This is a genomic window from Bacillus sp. EKM202B, assembly GCF_011066025.1.
In the GTDB taxonomy this organism is placed as follows: domain Bacteria; phylum Bacillota; class Bacilli; order Bacillales; family Bacillaceae_G; genus Bacillus_A; species Bacillus_A toyonensis.
Genome location: NZ_JAAMNK010000003.1, coordinates 92,153 through 106,944, shown reverse-complemented (window position 1 = coordinate 106,944; position 14,792 = coordinate 92,153). Strand labels below are relative to the sequence as shown.

Here is a 14,792-nt window from a genome sequence, read left to right as displayed (position 1 = left end):
ATTTTTTGCTAACAATACTCTTGCAATAAAAGGAAAGAAATGAGTATAATATAAAAGTAGTTAGGTAAACTAATTAAATAGGAGGAAGGAGAGTGAAAATGAATGGATTCAAAAAAATGTGATCTTCCTTTAGGGATTGATCCATATGCAGAGTTAATAAAAAAGACAGCATCAACGGATACAGATCCAATCGCAGCAAAACTTGGTTTGTTAATGTTATGGACGTCTGATAATGTTCTTGATGCTGTTGACGTAGATTTAGCCCCGCTTGGTATAACGGAAAGCAAATTAGATTTTTTATTGTTATTTATTTTGCGTGAAATGGAATCGAATGGAGAAGAAGTGAACATGAGTCCGTCGGATATAGCGAGTCGATTAGGGATTACACGTGCTTCTGTCACTGGCTTATTAGATTGGATGGAGAAACGAGAGTTAATCGTAAGGTTCCATCATTCTGAAGATCGAAGAAGATTAAAGGTGAAAATTACTCCGAAAGGAAAAGAACTAGTTACACATTCTTTACCGACTTTTTGGTCATCTTGCGCTTCGTTAGTTAATGACTTTAATCAAGAAGAGCGTCAAGTGTTAGAGAAGCTATTAAATAAAATGCAAGTAATTATGCAGATGAAATTAGGGGAAGGTAGGTAAATAAGTTGATTGTGAGAGTCAACTTTTTTATTTAAACATATAATTAGTTTGCCTTATTATATGTTTAGCTAATTTAAAAGGGCGATAATGTATTTTTTAACGTAAACGAATTAAGTGAGTGTTGAAGGGATTTTATTTTGAGTCATTTACTTTATAAGTTTTCAATCGATGAGGAAAATCAATGTAAGGGGGAGATTTTATGATGGAAATATCAAAAGAAGTAAATAGTGGGAGGAATTATACAGTAATGACAGCGGTGTTATGTTGGGCAGGTATGGTAGTTATGTCCAGCCTATATGTGACGATTCCTTTAATCGCTCTATTTTCAGACATTTTTAAGGTTTCATTAGCGCAATCTGCGGCTACAGGCAGTATATTTTCGGTAGGTTTTGCTATAGGTTGTTTGTTATTTGGGGCAATCTCTGATAAATATGGGCGAAAAAAAGTGATTTTTATTGGATTGCTTGCACTGTCGATTGTTTCTTTTTTCTTAGGGTTTGTGGATAGCTTATTTTGGCTTATTATTCTTCGAGGGTTACAGGGAATAGCAGCAGCTACATTTTCTCCAGTGGCGTTAGCTTACGTTGTAGAAATGTTTCCAGTAGAGAAAAAAGTTACAACCATAGGGTTTGTTAGTACCGGTTTTTTAGTAGCTGGAATTGCAGGGCAAGTAATAAGTACTGCTGTTAGTCAGCATTTTGGATGGCATATGGTGTTCTTTCTTCTTAGCTTTGTCTATATCATTACTGCTGTATGGGTTCATTATTCTCTTCCGAAAGGGGAAACGTCTCAAGCTTATACGGATATTTTGGGGCCAATGAAACAGATGGGGAAAGTTTTTACACATAAAAGCTTAGTATGGAGCTATATGGTTGCGTTTGTTTTATTAATGGCTTTTGTTAATATGTATACTGTTTTAGGGAATTATTTGAGCTCTTCTACTTACAATTTAACAGCAGAACAAATTCTATATTTTCGCCTAGCGGGGTTATTTGGTATGTTACTATCACCACTTGCAGGTCGTTTAACAAAGAGGTTCGAAGTAAAGAAAGTTCTTCAAGGAGGATTGTTAGTTGCTATTTTTAGTCTAAGTTCAATGGGATTTATTTCGACACTGCCGTTACTTGTAATGATGAGCGTCTGCTTCGTAATAGGTATTGCTATATCGGTTCCATCTTTAGTTTCTCTTGTCGGCCAATTAGGAGGGAGAGCAAGGGGAATAGTGGTTTCTATTTATACTTTCGTTTTATTTTTAGGAACTAGTATAGGACCTATTATTTCTATTTATCTTATGAAAATAGGGAACTATGCTCAGACGTTTATTTTATTAGGAGTCATACTCTTTATTGGCTTTGTTTCCACTCTTTTCATTCAAATAAAGGAATGCAAGGATCTTTAACATGCTCAACTAGTAAAATGTGAATTTGACTGCGATGATGATAAAAGTGAGCGACGATTTCAAGTAACCATTCGAATCGAGAATAAGCAATATCCCAATAAGCAGTCATAATTTCCGCTAATTCTTCATTGGAATAGGATAAAAAAGTTTTAGAAAGTAAATCGTACCCTTGTATCATCATTTGTTGCATTTGAGCAATTGTTTCGGGTGTTTGTTCTATATAAAAGGTATGTAACTCTTTTTCCGAAATACCATTTAAGATGAGTAAATCAGCATGGCAAATAAGGGAAAGATGTGTACACATTTCAAATAATGACCGCTTTGATTCAATCGGTGTTATTTTCAAATCACTTTCATTATATTGATTCAGTATTTGGATAGAAGTATCAACAGCAACTTTTAGTTGATGCAACGCAGATTGTACAAACATTGTAATTCTCCTCATCTCCATATATAATTAATTCTTAAGGGTATTATATCATACTTAAAATTCCGAAAATTCTAGTAGTTTGACTAGCATAGTGAAACGTATTATATTGTAAAAGGTCATATGAAACGTGAAATAGAATGGAATGCAATTATTGAGTTAGGAGTTAGACCAATGAGTTTGAAATATGGAAGAGATACAATTGTTGAAGTTGACTTAAATGCTGTAAAACATAATGTAAAAGAATTTAAAAAACATGTAAACGATGAAAATATTGCAATGATGGCTGCTGTAAAAGCGAATGGGTATGGCCATGGGGCAGTTGAAGTTGCGAAAGCTGCGATTGAAGCAGGGGTGAACCAGCTTGCAGTTGCATTTGTCGATGAAGCGATCGAATTAAGAGAAGCTGGAATCACTGTACCAATCTTAATATTGGGTTATACATCAGTTGCAGCTGCGGAATCCGCAATTCAATATGACGTTATGATGACAGTCTATAGAATAGAAGATTTACAAGGCATAAATGAAATTGCACAACGTCTTCAAAATAAAGCACGTATTCAAGTGAAAATCGATACAGGAATGAGCCGTATCGGTTTGCAAGAAGAAGAAGTTAAACCATTTTTAGAAGAATTAAACCGTATGGAGTATGTAGAGGTAGTAGGGATGTTTACACATTACTCTACGGCAGATGAAATTGATAAATCGTATACGAATATGCAAACAAGTTTATTTGAGAAAGCTGTAAATACAGCAAATGAATTAGGGATGCAAATACCATACATTCATAGTTCAAATAGTGCAGGGTCAATGGAACTAAGCAATACATTTCAAAATATGGTTCGCGTTGGTATTGGAGTTTACGGCATGTATCCTTCGAAAGAAGTGGATCATACAGTCGTTTCCTTACAGCCTGCATTGTCATTAAAATCAAAAGTAGCTCATGTTAAACATGCGACGAAAAATCGTGGTGTTAGTTATGGAAATACGTATGTAACAACGGGTGAAGAATGGATTGCGACTGTGCCGATTGGTTATGCTGATGGCTATAATCGCCAGTTATCTAATAAAGGGTATGCATTAATTAATGGAGTTCGAGTGCCGGTTATTGGTCGTGTTTGTATGGATCAGCTTATGCTGGACGTTACAAAAGCGATGCCAGTACAAGTAGGGGACGATGTGGTATTTTACGGCAAACAAGGTGAAGAAGAAATTGCTGTAGAAGAAGTAGCGGATATGTTGAGCACAATTAATTATGAAGTTACATGTATGTTAGACAGAAGAATTCCTCGTGTTTATAAAGAAAATAATGAAACGACTGCGGTTGTAAATATATTAAGAAAAAACTGAATCGATATGATTCAGTTTTTTCTTTACTTTTCGTAAATGAAAATTGGGCTATTGATGTTTTTTGAACAAGTCATAATAATTATGCTTCATTATAATTTCAAAGCCACAATGTGTATATAACTGTAAAGCATTGTTATTTTTCGTTTCGACGTCTAATTCAATCGTTGAAACTCCTTCTGTAATGAGGATATGTACCATATAACTTAGAATATCTTTACCATATCCTTTACCTTGATAAGAAGGATGGACTGCGAAGCCTGAAAGTGTAGTAGATCGCTCTTGGTGAGTAACTGTAATCGTTCCAATTGATTTTTCATTCATAAGAGCAACGTAAACTTGATGAGAAGGTGACTTCATCATTTTTTGCAACCATGTGGATGTATTTGCTACAGAATCCCCGAAAGCTTTACTAGAGATTTCTATGAGATTAGGAAGTAATTCTGAAGATGCGATGGAAAGTTTAATAGTATTCTTCATTGTTTCTCGTTTTTTATTTGATTTACACGTCATATTATACTCGCTGTATAGATAAGGTAATTTCATTTGATTTGCAAATGCTTTCCCAGATGAGGAATCTCCGTTAATGATGAGAAGAGCTTCGTCTGTGTCTCTTTTTTGTATTTCGTTCATGGCAGTTTGTAAAAGGGCAGTGCCTATATGTTGTTTTCTATAGTTTGGGTGCACGAATCCTATTAACTCCAGTTTAGTCGGTCTTTCAAAGTCGTACATACTTAATGCACCAATTAATTGGGTATCATCAAAAAATAGAAAATCATTGATTTCTTTTTTATTACGAGCAGTTAAAAAGTTAACATGTAAATCTGATGAGTAATCAATTTGATCGTATTGTCCGCAAATATGAGCTAAATCTTTCATTTGCTGAATTTCGTTTGCTGTTAAAGATTTCTTTTTTTCAATGTTCATTTCATAATCCCTCGCAATCGTTTTTAAAAATAGGATGGGTAACTTAACCATTTCTTTAATTCCACACTACCTTGAACAGATAACAGTCGGTACAAATAACGATAAGGCTGTCTACATTCCTCAAGATGAGGAATAGACATAATTGTTTCGTAACCACTTTTAAAGGCATGAGCCTCTTTTTCTGAAAGTACATATTCTAATCCGATAAAATCAAACTCTCGCGGGGCAACTGCATAAGCTTCTGTATCTACTAAACCAGTAATAGTTATACCATCTGATAAAAACTGAGTAGGATCCATATCAATTAAGACGAGTGTAGATTCCTTTGGTGTTGGTAAGGTAGAAAGTTGTGACTCAAAAGTATGAAATGCGTTATATATGCTCTCGTTATCGGAATAAAACCTATTCACAAGTTCTTTACTCGCTTTTAAAATGTGTGGCTGGAATTCCACTAGTGGAACTTGGAGTGTACGTGACGGATTTCCTACGAAATGGGCTGAATACTTATGTATTTGTGCTAGTCCTTTTCCTAGGCTGAATAAAATAGAATCTGGTTGCCCAATAAAAGATTGAACTGTATTACCTACTAATTTTTCAGCCACAATGAATTCTCGGCCATCTAAAATATGTTTTTCTAAAATTGTTGGGATAGGAAGATTTGTATGTTTTTGCAGCAATGCATGTACCGTTTCTAAATGATGTACGTTCCTTGGATCAATTCCAAAGAGATTTTTGCATCCCCACCAAAAATCATTATTTGGCTCTTCATTCATTTTAGAAGAACGAACGATAACTTCTGCATCTGCTGTTTGAATGAGAAAAACGTCACTTGCATGATCTTCATAGCCTGGATGTAAAGCTCGGATGGATAGAATAGGTGAAGTGAATAGTTGTTGTAACATGAAATTCCCTCATTTTTCTGTAAATTCTATAAATTCATTATATAACAGAATATGTACCCCGTGGATCATGATAGGGGACAATATAGAGCATACATAAATTTATAGTGAGAAATCAGCATGGAAATTATATTTTTCTAGTTTTGTATGAATTATCAAAATAATGTTTTCGAATGATAAACGTGAAAAATGCTCGAATGTAAAGTTCGTATGATACGAGATATGAAAAGTAAAAGGGGAATGAAGTGCCTATTTATAAGGTTCTGTACTCGTAATAGTGCGGGCTTTAGACAATATTTCTCAATAATAAAATGAAGAGAAAGATAGGAAGAAGGAGAATAGATTCCTATATAATAGATTTAAATTAATTAACATGATTAAGTATTAATTAATGTGTGTTGAATCGAAAGGAGAGAATGGTATGGCGAACGTACTCGTAATAAATTTCCCTGGAGAAGGTCATATTAATCCGACGATAGCAGTTGTTAATGAGTTAATTCGACGTGGGGAAACAGTTGTATCATATTGTATTGAAGATTACAAAAACAAGGTTGAAGCAACAGGCGCTGAATTTCGATCATTTGAGAATTTTCTTTCGCAAATTAATATTATGGAACGAGTTAATGAGGGTGGTAGTCCTTTGACGATGCTGTCCCATATGATTGAAGCATCAGAACGTATTGTTACTAAAATTGTAGAAGAAACAAAAGGAGAAAAGTACGATTACTTAATATACGATAATCATTTTCCGGTTGGACGTATTATAGCGAATATTCTACAGTTGCAAAGCGTTTCTTCTTGTACAACCTTTGCTTTTAATCAGTACATTACTTTTAATGATGAGCAAGAATCGAGCCCAATAGATGAGACCAATCCATTATACCAATCTTGTGTAGTGGGAATGGAAAGATGGAAAGAGCAGTATGGAATGAAATGTAATAGTTTGTATGATATTATGAATCATCCTGGCGATATTACGATTGTATACACTTCAAAAGAATATCAGCCACATTCGGATGTATTTGATGAATCGTATAAATTTGTCGGTCCATCAATTGCTACTCGAAAAGAAGAGAACAGTTTTCCTATTAAAGATTTAAAAGATGAAAAAGTGATTTTTATTTCTATGGGAACAGTTTTTAATGAACAACCTGCCCTGTATGAAAAATGTTTTGAAGCGTTTAAAGATGTAGAAGCGAAAGTCATATTAGTTGTTGGTAAGAAAATGAATATAAGTCAATTTGAAAATATTCCGAATAACTTTAAGTTGTATAATTATGTGCCGCAATTAGAAGTATTACAGCATGCTGATGTATTCGTGACACATGGTGGTATGAACAGCTCGAGTGAAGCGTTATATTACGGTGTCCCGTTAGTTGTAATTCCGGTAACAGGAGATCAGCCTTTAGTTGCGAAACGAGTGACTGAAGTAGGAGCTGGAATAAGGCTTAATCGTAAAGAATTAACTTCTGAATTGTTACGTGAGACTGTAAAGGAAGTAATGGATGATGTAACGTTTAAGGAAAATAGTCGTAAAGTTGGAAAGTCACTTCGAAATAGTGGTGGGTATGAGAGAGCAGTTGATGAAATATTTAAAATGAAAATGAATTCATATTTAAAGCTTAAATAAAGTGAAACTTTAATCAGTGTGGACTTTGTTCATCTACAACTGATTGTTAGCTCACACGAATCGGGCGTTTTTGGGTAGCCGACTCTTTGTTTCAGCTTGAAATTTGAAACGGGAGTCTACTGCTCGCGAATAGCAGAATAAACGCTTAAAACACACTTATTGTAATATGTAAGTGTGTTTCTTCTATTAGGCTTTAAATCAATTACATAAAAATCACTGTAAAGGTGAAACTTCTGTGTATATAAACTGATATCTTTGTATTAGTAGTAAGATTACGTTAAAATAATACTAAGAAAATATATAAGTTTTGGGGGTAATGAATGAAGAGAGTATTTGAATACGTATTATTAACAATTGGCTCCATTATTGTAGCGGGTTCACTAGAGCTTATTTTAGCGCCTAATGGACTAGTAGATGGCGGGGTAACGGCTATTGCTATTATGGCAAATAAAGTTGCAGGATTACCGCTGTATGGCGTGTTTTTAGGACTTAATATTCCTATTTTACTATTTACTGCAAAAGTAATGGGGAAGAAATTTTTTATACGTACATCGTATGCGAATGTCGTTACAACACTCGGATTGATTTATTTAAAACCATTTCCAGCGATTACAACTTCTGAACTATTAATTGTACTTTATGGTGGCGTACTGTTTGGAATTGGTGTAGGGATTGTAGTGAAAATGGGCGGAGCAATAGATGGCTCAGAAATGTTAGCAGTTTGGATGAACAAACACTTTAAGGTACCAATTAGCACATTTTTACTTGCTGTAAATGCAGTTATTTTCATTTTTGTGGCCATTTTATTTTCAATCGAACAAGCGATGTTCTCATTAGCAATTTTCTATATTGTTACGAAGATGATTGATTTCATATTAGATGGCATTAATCAAGGAAAGAGCGTCATGATTATTTCTGGTAAGAATAAAGAAATAGGCGATCTACTTATGAAAGAATTGCAATTATCCGTTACGTATCTACATGGAGAAGGCGGTTTTTTAGGAGAGCATAAGAGAATCATTTATTGTATTACAAACCGTTTCATTTATCCGAAAATGAAAGATCTCGTTCTCTCTGTAGATCCAACTGCTATAATTGAAGCTTCTTATTCAACAGAAACAACTGGTGTTAAGCGTCCGGGAAGGACCGCTCGATCAGGTGATTAACTAAAAGAAGATTGTCCAAAAAGCTATTTTGGACAATCTTCTTTTTTGTTTTGTTGAATTGTTATTGTATTACGAGTTAAACTCAGCGTTAGCAAATTCTCTTTTAACTAGGAAACCAAGCTTCATTCAATAAGTTTACTACCGTTTCAATTTTATTTTCGGGAATACTACCGAAACCGAGTAATACGTAAGATTCTTTGCGTAAATCATTTACAAAATCATAGGGAGAAAGTGGATATAACTTAATACTTTGTTTCTTAGCTGATTCAATAAGTTCTTGTTCATTCATATTGTTATGGATACGTAGAACAATATGAAGACCTGATTGTTCACCAAGAATTTGAACATTAGTACCCATTTCTTTCACAATGAATTTTACTAATGTATGATGTTTTCTTTTATACAACGTACGACTGCGGTTAATATGACGTTCCCAATTTCCACTTTGTATAAAATTAGCGAAAGCAAGTTGTTGTGTAGTAGAGACTGTTTGTTTAAAAATACCTTGCAACGCTTCATACGTTTTTAAAAGATGCGGTGGTAAAACAACATATCCCATTCGTAAAGAAGGTAAAAAAGATTTTGAGAAAGTCCCCATATAAATAACACGTTCATTTGAGTCAAGACTTTGTAAAGACGGAATTGGTTTACCTGCGTAACGGAACTCCCCATCATAGTCATCTTCAATAATATATCCATCGCGATCATTGGCCCATTTTAACAATTCCAATCTTCTAGATAAAGGCATAATCATTCCAAGCGGAAATTGATGTGATGGCGTAACGTATGCGACATTGGAATTTGTATTGTATAAGTTAGAAATACGAATCCCTTTTTCGTCTAATGGAATGGGATGAATTTGTTGATTGCAGCTTTTAACAATTGCATGTATACGGTGAAATCCAGGGTTTTCAATGCCGTACTCTTTTGTAGGACCAAGCAGTTGAATTAGTAGCCAAAGAAGTGGCTGTGTTCCGGCACCAATCACAATTTGATCAGGTGAAGAATATACACCGCGCGCATGATATAAATATGTTGAAATATGTTCTCGAAGAACGAACTCACCTTGTGGGTCTTCTTTAGCAAATAACGCATTTTCGTACTTTAGTATTGCTTCTTGTAACGCTCTTTTCCAGTTTGTAATCGGAAAAGCAGTTTGATCAATAAGACCTTGGCTACAATCATATTCAAACGGATCTTCTATTAAATTGCTCTTTTCCTTTGCCATATTTAATTTTTTATTCGGGATAACGTCAATATCGACATTTGCAACAAAAATACCACGCTTCGGTTTACTTTCTACATAACCTTCAGCTAATAATTGTTGATAAGCTGATTCAACAGTAATGCGGCTAATATTAAGTTGTGACGCTAAGTTTCTATGTGAGGGAAGACGTGTACCAACAGAAATAGTTCCCTGTATAATTTCATATTTTATAAATTCGTAAATTTGTAAGTAAATAGGTGTATTGCTTTCTAATTGCAATGGGATAGTAAAATCCATAGTAAGAACTCTCCTTTAAAACTGGCCTTATAAAAAATAATTAAACTGTCACTTAAGTGAAGGGCAGATACTCCCTATAATAATGATATAACATTTAGAAAATTATACAAATTGTTAGGGGAGAGTTCAAATGAATGTTAAAGAAGTAGTAACAGAAGCACAATTACATGAAGTATTACCTATTTTACAGCAATTACGAACACAGCTTTCCGAAGAGGAAGCAGGCTTTTTATTTCGAAAAATGAAAGAAGAAAATTATAAACTATTTTCGTTACGTAATGAAGATGATGAAGTTGTTGGCCTTGCCGGTGTAGCAATTTGTACGAACTTTTATAATAAGAAGCACGTTTTCGTATATGACCTTGTAACAGCAGAAGCACATCGTTCAAAAGGATATGGGAATGTATTACTTTCTTATACAGAGAACTGGGGAAAGGAAAATGGATGTGAGTCTATCGACTTAACATCAGCGTTTCCTAGAATTGATGCTCATCGTTTTTATGAAAGGGAAGGGTATGATAAGGTAAGTTATTCTTTTCATAAAAAATTATAAAGAAAGATAGGTTCTATATGACATAATATAGAACCTATTTCATTTAGAAAGGTTTATAATTTATTTTGTATAAATAAAGAAAATGATTGGAGCGTTTATACTTGGAGAAAATAAAGAAACTATCTATCCCTAATAATGCTAGAGTTATCATAATGTCTGATATTCATGGAGAATTGAACCTTTTAAAAGAATTACTACATAAAGTTAACTTTAAGAATGAAGATTATTTAATTATTAATGGAGACCTTTGTGAGAAAGGAAGCGATAGCATCGGCGTAGTAGACTATGTAATGGATCTTGTAGAGAGTAATTTAAATGTTCACGTTGTTGAAGGGAATTGTGAAGTTTTAGTTGATGCTCTTCTAAATGAAAATCCAGGTCTCATTAATTATTTATGTACGAGAAAGCATTCGATTTTTAATGAATGGTTAGAACAATTACATTTTTCTATTCAGGAAGATACTTCAATTCAGGAAGTGAAGGAAGTACTGTTAAGTCACTTTTCAAAAGAAATAAATTGGCTAAATGAGCTGCCAACAGCGATTGAAACAGAAGATTATATTTTTGTACATGCTGGACTGGAAGATAGAGTAGATTGGAAAGAAACAGCGCGCAAAAATGCGATAGCAATGCCAGAGTTTTTTAATAAATCGCATAGAGCTAATAAGTATGTAGTTGTTGGGCATTGGCCTGTTGTGAACTATTCTGAAGAAGCCCCGTCTAACAATCCAGTTATTGATAAGGAGAAAAAAATTATTGCAATTGACGGCGGGAATGCGATTAAAGAAGCAGGGCAATTAAACGCATTTATCATTCAGAGGAAACTAACAGGTGATACGTTTTCTTATACATATGTAGACTATTTTCCAATTTATGAAGCAACAGCAGAATTTAATGCTGATGCAACAATGCAGGGAGGGGTTACATATCCGTATTATTACATAAAGCCGGTGGAGAAGAGGCGAGATTACACAATATGCAAGCAAAAGGAAACGAATAAATTACTCAATGTGAAAAATGAATATATTAGGCAACGTGAGTCAGGTGAATACACAGTGAAAACCGATATTTCTTGTGCGCAAATAGGTGTTAGAAAAGGGGATATTGTTTCTCTCATTGATGGTAGCTGCGCAGGGTATGATTTAATTAAAAAAAATGGAGTAGAAGGCTGGATAGAGAAAGGGATTCTACTTGAGATAAATAAGAAGGAAAGTAAAATATTGAGCTGAAATAGGAGGGATGTAACCTCCTGTTTTTTATTAACTGCGTTACGGTCACATATATCATCTTTAGCTATTATGGAGGATTTATCTTCTGGCATTCCGTTTTGTAAATGTGTGTACGAAACTTTTCATTTATTTCGGATACTTCCGTAGTTAATAACATATGAGTGAACAGAAGGAATTCTTTACAATGCTGAAAGTCATTTCGTTTAGCGGTATGATTCCGTTTCATATCTTCTTGGAATCGTTGATACATCTCTTGAACTTTTCCCAAAATAAATTCCTCCTGAAATATGGTGAGATTAAAGGTTAGAAGACTACTTTCTTCATAAATATTAAGTGCCAAATAACAAAATGAAACAATATATTATAGAGTTTTGTTTTGATTTTTCTGAAAAAATATTATAATTATATATGAAATAAAGAGGAATGTAGGAGGAAATTATGCAAAACGTTATAAAAAAGGGGAACAAAGTTACAATTCGTACAATTGAAGAATCAGATATAAAAACATTATGGAGCCTCGTATTTAAAGAAGAAAATCCAGAATGGAAGAAGTGGGACGCGCCATATTTCCCTTTCTCAATGCAAGAATACGCACCTTATAAAGAAAAGATGTTAACTCGTTTACAAGAAGAACCTCTATCAAATTTAATTATAGAAAATAACGGTCAAATTATAGGTACAGTCGGATTTTATTGGGAACATAAACCGACGCGTTGGTTGGAGATGGGAATTGTTATTTATGATCCAACATACTGGAATGGTGGCTACGGTACAGAAGCATTAACATTATATCGAGATTTATTATTTGAAAAGATGGAGATTGGTAGAGTAGGGCTCACGACGTGGTCTGGTAATGAACGAATGATGAAAGTAGCTGAGAAAATAGGAATGACTTTAGAAGGTAGAATGCGCAAATGCCGATATTATAACGGAACATACTATGATTCTATTCGAATGGGAATGATTCGTGAAGAATGGGAAGCGATATATGTAACGAAGGGGTGAGGAAGCATGTACGCTATTATTGCAACATTTGATAGTGTGTTTACTAATAAAATTATAGAATTGTAAAATGAACTAACGAATATAATAGAGTCAAATCAATTAGCTGGAGTAGAACCGCATATCACGCTTGCGGATTATAAGGAGTTAGATGTTAATTTATATACTAAGAAATTAGAGGAGTTTGTAGCTATTCAAGAGAAAATGGCTGCAGTAACTTTTCCTTCTGTTGGAACTTTTCCTACAAACGGAACGATTTTTCTAGCGCCGACTATTACCGATGAATTGTTAACACTTCATTATTCTTATCATGATCATTTCAAAACTTTTCATGATAATCCAAATTCATATTATGTACCGGGCAAATGGGTTCCGCATTGTACGATGGCGAATCATTTGAACTCGACTCAGTTTTTAAGCGCAATGGAGTATATATATATGGGAATTTTGATGTTAAAACAGCTTCGATTGAAAAGTTAAAATTAATTAAGGTAAATTATGAAAATGGTTCTGTCGTTTCTTCTAGTATAGTAGCAGAATATAATTTAAAGAGAATGGAGACATCGAGATGACATATGTAATTAGAGAAATGAAGCAAGAAGATATTCATGCTGTACAAACAGTAGCGAAAGTAGCTTGGCATGATACATATGAAGGTATTATTCCAAGAGAGATTCAAGATCGTTTTTTAGACGAAGCATATTCTGATGAAAAAATGAAATATCGTCTTAAAAATACACATTTATTCGTTGCAGAGGAAGAGGGAGAAGTAATAGGATTTGCTAATTTTTCACCGGTTAGATTGCAAAACGAAGCAGAATTAGGTGCGATTTATTTGTTACCAGATCAGCAAGGGAAAGGAATAGGAAGTGCTTTATTACAAAGAGGGATTAAGGCGTTAAAAGGGATCCGGAAACTGTACATACATGTAGAAGCAGCAAATGAAAAAGGTAAACGTTTTTATGAAGCGAAAGGTTTTGCTGAATTAGAGCAATTTGAAGAAGACTTTGAAGGACATTTGATGCAGACAGTAAGGATGGTTTTATACATATAAGGAGGACTAGAAGTGAAGATTTTTGATTTTAGTGAAAAAGCGGGAAAGCGCATATCAGTATTTCAATCTAATTTCATAATGTCGAAAATAGTAAACCACCAAGGGAATGTACATATCGGTGCTATGCATTTACAAGAGAATGGAATAATTGGATATCATGAAGCAGTTGTATCACAACTGCTTCTTATTATGGACGGAGAAGGATATGTGTGTGGGGCAGATAAAGAAAAAGTAAAGATTAGAGCTGGACAAGCTGTATTTTGGGAGAAAGGAGAGTTTCATGAGACGAGTACAGAACATGGATTACTGGCAATTATTATGGAAGCGGAGAATCTTGAACAATCGATAGTAATGCCTATTAAGGATGGGGGTTGTGAAAAATGATAATAAAGGCGAATCAAGAAGATACAAGTAAAATATTAAAATATGCAGCCCAATCGCTTTTTGAAGGGACGAGAGGGAATTGCCAATTAAGTACAGAGAAAGCGATTGAAATTACAAAACCAATAGTAGAAAAGGGAGCGTGTTATTTAGTCATTAAAGAAGAAAATAAAATATTAGGGTGGATATTAATAGGGGAAAATACTGACTATTTTTCTCGTGAAAAACTTGGATTTATATATGAGCTATACGTTTTTCCAGAGTATCGTGGGAGAGGGATATCACGAGAACTGATGGAGGCCGGTATTAAGGAATTGAAGGAGAAATATTCAGAAATTCGATTAAATGTATTTGCTGGGAATTTTGCGAAAGAGATGTACGAAGAACTTGGGTTTGTTGAAAGACAGGTAATTATGACTTTGAAGTGAGAAAAATTGCGAGGCTGTATTTCTTTTAATTAAAGGATTCTAATAGAGTTTTAATCAAACTTTTTAATGAAAAATATAAGCATTCATTTTAGGTAATCTTTTTTCTATTGTTAAGAATAATATTTGTAGAATTCGTTTAATTGATATTTATTTTAAAGTAATAGTAGTTTCTTAAAAAATAATAAAATTTATATTATA

The 14,792-nt window shown here is 34.0% G+C and carries 16 protein-coding genes and 1 pseudogene; 12 read left to right on the top strand and 5 right to left on the bottom strand.

The window, feature by feature from the left end; all coding sequences use genetic code 11:
- Positions 1-102: 102 nt before the first annotated feature.
- Together G9F74_RS06080 and G9F74_RS06075 are read left to right on the top strand one after the other, a co-directional pair.
- Positions 103-648 carry a MarR family winged helix-turn-helix transcriptional regulator gene (locus G9F74_RS06080; RefSeq protein ID WP_000377475.1) on the top strand — a complete coding sequence of 182 codons (546 nt, stop codon included), beginning with the start codon at positions 103-105 and terminating at the stop codon, positions 646-648.
- Positions 649-850: 202 nt separating this feature from the next.
- Positions 851-2,047, top strand: a complete 1,197-nt coding sequence (locus G9F74_RS06075; protein WP_016108245.1) for an MFS transporter — start codon at positions 851-853, stop codon at positions 2,045-2,047.
- Here G9F74_RS06075 and G9F74_RS06070 read toward each other — a convergent pair.
- Positions 2,016-2,477: a DinB family protein gene (locus G9F74_RS06070; protein WP_000498009.1), complete on the bottom strand. Its 462-nt coding sequence runs from the start codon at positions 2,475-2,477 to the stop codon at positions 2,016-2,018. The genes G9F74_RS06075 and G9F74_RS06070 overlap by 32 nt on opposite strands.
- A 171-nt stretch (positions 2,478-2,648) precedes the next feature.
- Between G9F74_RS06070 and alr the strand changes: the two genes are divergently transcribed.
- Positions 2,649-3,824 (top strand): alanine racemase, encoded by a 1,176-nt coding sequence (gene alr, locus G9F74_RS06065; protein WP_002093776.1) that lies wholly within the window; start codon positions 2,649-2,651, stop codon positions 3,822-3,824.
- 48 nt (positions 3,825-3,872) lie between these two features.
- Here the strand turns inward: alr and G9F74_RS06060 are convergent, their stop codons facing one another.
- Both G9F74_RS06060 and G9F74_RS06055 read right to left on the bottom strand, forming a co-directional pair.
- Complete coding sequence (locus G9F74_RS06060; protein ID WP_016108246.1) at positions 3,873-4,748, bottom strand: GNAT family N-acetyltransferase; 876 nt, start codon at positions 4,746-4,748, stop codon at positions 3,873-3,875.
- Positions 4,749-4,771: 23 nt separating this feature from the next.
- Positions 4,772-5,650 carry a protein kinase family protein gene (locus tag G9F74_RS06055; RefSeq protein WP_000941385.1) on the bottom strand — a complete coding sequence of 293 codons (879 nt, stop codon included), beginning with the start codon at positions 5,648-5,650 and terminating at the stop codon, positions 4,772-4,774.
- A 418-nt stretch (positions 5,651-6,068) separates the two neighbouring features.
- Here G9F74_RS06055 and G9F74_RS06050 point away from each other — a divergent pair, with 418 nt between their 5' ends.
- The gene (locus G9F74_RS06050) at positions 6,069-7,277 is read left to right on the top strand and encodes a macrolide family glycosyltransferase (RefSeq protein ID WP_000024447.1); all 1,209 of its coding nucleotides are present in this window, start codon (positions 6,069-6,071) and stop codon (positions 7,275-7,277) included.
- A 320-nt stretch (positions 7,278-7,597) separates the two neighbouring features.
- On the top strand, positions 7,598-8,443 hold the full coding sequence (locus tag G9F74_RS06045) for a YitT family protein (RefSeq protein WP_000831972.1): 846 nt from the start codon (positions 7,598-7,600) through the stop codon (positions 8,441-8,443).
- Positions 8,444-8,546: 103 nt separating this feature from the next.
- On the opposite strand, the gene pdxR is transcribed toward G9F74_RS06045, so the two are convergent.
- Positions 8,547-9,947: a MocR-like pyridoxine biosynthesis transcription factor PdxR gene (pdxR, locus tag G9F74_RS06040; RefSeq protein ID WP_000348003.1), complete on the bottom strand. Its 1,401-nt coding sequence runs from the start codon at positions 9,945-9,947 to the stop codon at positions 8,547-8,549.
- A gap of 130 nt (positions 9,948-10,077) precedes the next feature.
- On the opposite strand from pdxR, the gene G9F74_RS06035 reads away from it, so the two are divergent.
- Together G9F74_RS06035 and G9F74_RS06030 are read left to right on the top strand one after the other, a co-directional pair.
- Positions 10,078-10,500 (top strand): GNAT family N-acetyltransferase, encoded by a 423-nt coding sequence (locus G9F74_RS06035; RefSeq protein ID WP_016108247.1) that lies wholly within the window; start codon positions 10,078-10,080, stop codon positions 10,498-10,500.
- A 101-nt stretch (positions 10,501-10,601) separates the two neighbouring features.
- A complete protein-coding gene (locus G9F74_RS06030; RefSeq protein WP_016108248.1) occupies positions 10,602-11,729 on the top strand; it encodes a metallophosphoesterase in 1,128 nt (375 codons plus the stop codon).
- Positions 11,730-11,796: 67 nt separating this feature from the next.
- Here G9F74_RS06030 and G9F74_RS06025 read toward each other — a convergent pair whose 3' ends face one another.
- Positions 11,797-11,997, bottom strand: coding sequence for a hypothetical protein (locus G9F74_RS06025; RefSeq protein ID WP_050570020.1), 201 nt, complete (start codon positions 11,995-11,997; stop codon positions 11,797-11,799).
- Between the two features lie 170 nt (positions 11,998-12,167).
- Here G9F74_RS06025 and G9F74_RS06020 point away from each other — a divergent pair, with 170 nt between their 5' ends.
- The 5 genes and pseudogenes from G9F74_RS06020 (at position 12,168) to G9F74_RS06000 (ending at position 14,594) form a co-directional block, all read left to right on the top strand.
- The gene (locus tag G9F74_RS06020) at positions 12,168-12,734 is read left to right on the top strand and encodes a GNAT family N-acetyltransferase (RefSeq protein WP_001181778.1); all 567 of its coding nucleotides are present in this window, start codon (positions 12,168-12,170) and stop codon (positions 12,732-12,734) included.
- Positions 12,735-12,815: 81 nt separating this feature from the next.
- Positions 12,816-13,303 (top strand): annotated as a pseudogene (locus tag G9F74_RS06015) (2'-5' RNA ligase family protein).
- Positions 13,300-13,785, top strand: coding sequence for a GNAT family N-acetyltransferase (locus G9F74_RS06010; RefSeq protein ID WP_016108249.1), 486 nt, complete (start codon positions 13,300-13,302; stop codon positions 13,783-13,785). Before G9F74_RS06015 ends, G9F74_RS06010 begins: the two are co-directional and overlap by 4 nt.
- Positions 13,786-13,797: 12 nt before the next feature.
- Positions 13,798-14,169 carry a cupin domain-containing protein gene (locus G9F74_RS06005; protein ID WP_000688064.1) on the top strand — a complete coding sequence of 124 codons (372 nt, stop codon included), beginning with the start codon at positions 13,798-13,800 and terminating at the stop codon, positions 14,167-14,169.
- Positions 14,166-14,594: a GNAT family N-acetyltransferase gene (locus G9F74_RS06000; RefSeq protein ID WP_016108250.1), complete on the top strand. Its 429-nt coding sequence runs from the start codon at positions 14,166-14,168 to the stop codon at positions 14,592-14,594. The genes G9F74_RS06005 and G9F74_RS06000 overlap by 4 nt, the downstream gene beginning before the upstream one ends.
- Positions 14,595-14,792: the final 198 nt, after the last annotated feature.

Excerpts from the sequence above, each read along its gene's own strand:
- G9F74_RS06010 (WP_016108249.1), top strand. The coding sequence starts at position 13,300 with ATGACATATGTAATTAGAGAAATGAAGCAAGAAGATATTCATGCTGTA.
- G9F74_RS06070 (WP_000498009.1), bottom strand. The coding sequence starts at position 2,477 with ATGTTTGTACAATCTGCGTTGCATCAACTAAAAGTTGCTGTTGATACT.
- G9F74_RS06045 (WP_000831972.1), top strand. The coding sequence starts at position 7,598 with ATGAAGAGAGTATTTGAATACGTATTATTAACAATTGGCTCCATTATT.
- G9F74_RS06000 (WP_016108250.1), top strand. The coding sequence starts at position 14,166 with ATGATAATAAAGGCGAATCAAGAAGATACAAGTAAAATATTAAAATAT.
- alr (WP_002093776.1), top strand. The coding sequence starts at position 2,649 with ATGAGTTTGAAATATGGAAGAGATACAATTGTTGAAGTTGACTTAAAT.
- G9F74_RS06050 (WP_000024447.1), top strand. The coding sequence starts at position 6,069 with ATGGCGAACGTACTCGTAATAAATTTCCCTGGAGAAGGTCATATTAAT.
- G9F74_RS06035 (WP_016108247.1), top strand. The coding sequence starts at position 10,078 with ATGAATGTTAAAGAAGTAGTAACAGAAGCACAATTACATGAAGTATTA.
- G9F74_RS06060 (WP_016108246.1), bottom strand. The coding sequence starts at position 4,748 with ATGAACATTGAAAAAAAGAAATCTTTAACAGCAAACGAAATTCAGCAA.
- G9F74_RS06080 (WP_000377475.1), top strand. The coding sequence starts at position 103 with ATGGATTCAAAAAAATGTGATCTTCCTTTAGGGATTGATCCATATGCA.
- G9F74_RS06055 (WP_000941385.1), bottom strand. The coding sequence starts at position 5,650 with ATGTTACAACAACTATTCACTTCACCTATTCTATCCATCCGAGCTTTA.
- G9F74_RS06020 (WP_001181778.1), top strand. The coding sequence starts at position 12,168 with ATGCAAAACGTTATAAAAAAGGGGAACAAAGTTACAATTCGTACAATT.
- G9F74_RS06075 (WP_016108245.1), top strand. The coding sequence starts at position 851 with ATGGAAATATCAAAAGAAGTAAATAGTGGGAGGAATTATACAGTAATG.
- pdxR (WP_000348003.1), bottom strand. The coding sequence starts at position 9,947 with ATGGATTTTACTATCCCATTGCAATTAGAAAGCAATACACCTATTTAC.